Annotated in this window: 1 protein-coding gene; it reads right to left on the bottom strand. The window is 69.6% G+C overall.

All coding sequences use genetic code 11. The annotated features are described in order from the left end of the window. Window positions 1-229: 229 nt before the first annotated feature. Window positions 230-1,583: recombinase zinc beta ribbon domain-containing protein (locus ABZZ74_RS54095; RefSeq protein ID WP_356951437.1), on the bottom strand; the 1,354-nt coding region annotated here is incomplete at its 5' end.

The following is a 1,583-nucleotide window of genomic DNA, read 5'->3' as shown; positions in this document are numbered from 1 at the left end:
ACGGGCCAAGGATCGCTTCACAACCTTCCCAACTCGTACGGCTCTTCTCGCGTCACGGCTTGCTCAGCGCTTGCTGTCGTGCACCACGTCGTAAGTGATCTTCGGTCGTAAGCTCGTTGTCACCTGCCGGTTGAAATCCGGTCCGGGTAGCTGCCAGGAGGCCCGGTAGCAGACTGGCGGCGTCAGGGGGAAACGCCCGGCGTCGAAACCTCTGTCATCACACTGCACCTCATCGGGTCGTTTCGGAGTGTTCGGGGTCCAGGACGCTGCGGCGAGGTCGGCCGATGGTGGGGCGGACGAACTCGGGTCCGGGCAGGTGGAAGACGTACTCGCCCTTGTCGTTGGCGAGGACGCCGGTGATGATGCCGTCCCGGCGCCAGTGCTTGATCGTCTGGAAGTGGACGCCGAGGTGGCGGGCGAGTTCGGAGACGGTCAACAGACCTTGGTCCAGGAGTCGTTGGCGGTGGCTGCGTAGCTGGTAGGCGTTTCGCAGATGTATGATCATGCCGTGGGTGAAGGGCTGGCCCATGCCGCTGGGCAGGCCGCGTTCGTTGAGGATGGCCGCGCTCTGGGCGTCGGTGTACTTATCGAGGAGTGCGGCGATGACGGCTGGGTCGGTCTGCCGCAGTTCCCAGGCGGTCAGCGGGCGGGGCAGGGTGAGCTGGTGGCTCTGGCCGCCGCGCAGGACGACGCCGATGGCGATGTGGTCGGTCTTGGTGAGGGTGACGTCGGTGACCAGGAGGCGGATCATGCGTTTGCGTTCCCGCATCGGGGTGGCCGGGTCGTTCCAGAGCCGGGGGAAGTCGGCGGCCAGCGCGGTGATCCTGGCCCGGGTCTGGGGCGAGAGCGGGCCGATCGCCGTGTGCTGCGCGCGCTCGTAGTCCTCAGTGGTCTCGGCGAGTTCGCGCAGGGCGTGGTTCCAGTCGGCCTCCAGGGTGTCGGCGACCAGCCGGTTGGCGGGGTCGACGGCCAGATAGCGGCGCCGGGCGAGGTCGGCTCGGTAACGCGCGCGTTCAACGCCGGGGGCGCGGAGCCGGTCGGCTTCCTCGGCGCGGGCGGCCAGCTCGTCGCTGACCCGGAGCGCGACCTCGAGGCTGAGCGGGGTCAGGGTGGTCAGCAGCAGTTCGCCGACGGCGGCGTCGATCTGGTCGCCGACCATGGTCTGGCAGACGGGGATGGCGTTGCGGATGCCCTCGAACTGGCAGAGGTAGACGGGCTTTTGGTGCCGGTAGCGCACGGTGATCCGGCGTCCGCACTTGCCGCAGGAGACCACGCCCTGCAGCAGGGCTGTGCCTTCGCGGGGCGGGGAGGCTTTGCGGTCGCTGCCGTGGGCGGCGGCGAGTTCGGCGAGCCGGGTCTGGTTGGCCTCGAACTCGGCCCAGGTGAGGTATCCGGGGTGGGCGTCGGTGATCAGCACGGTCCACTCCTCGCGGGGCAGCACGTGGCTGGTCATCTTGCCGCTGGGGCCGCGGCGTTCGCGGCGCCGTCCCCCCTCCAACCGCTGCCACTGCACGGGCGACAACCGTTCGACCGCCATCGGCCCCGCCGACTCCAACGCGGCCACACCCCCGCGCCGCCAGGCC

Source organism: Streptomyces sp. NPDC006476 (assembly GCF_040612015.1).
Lineage (GTDB): Bacteria > Actinomycetota > Actinomycetes > Streptomycetales > Streptomycetaceae > Streptomyces > Streptomyces griseorubiginosus_B.
Note: the sequence above shows the minus strand (reverse complement) of the source record. Positions and strands in the feature narration are given on the sequence as shown.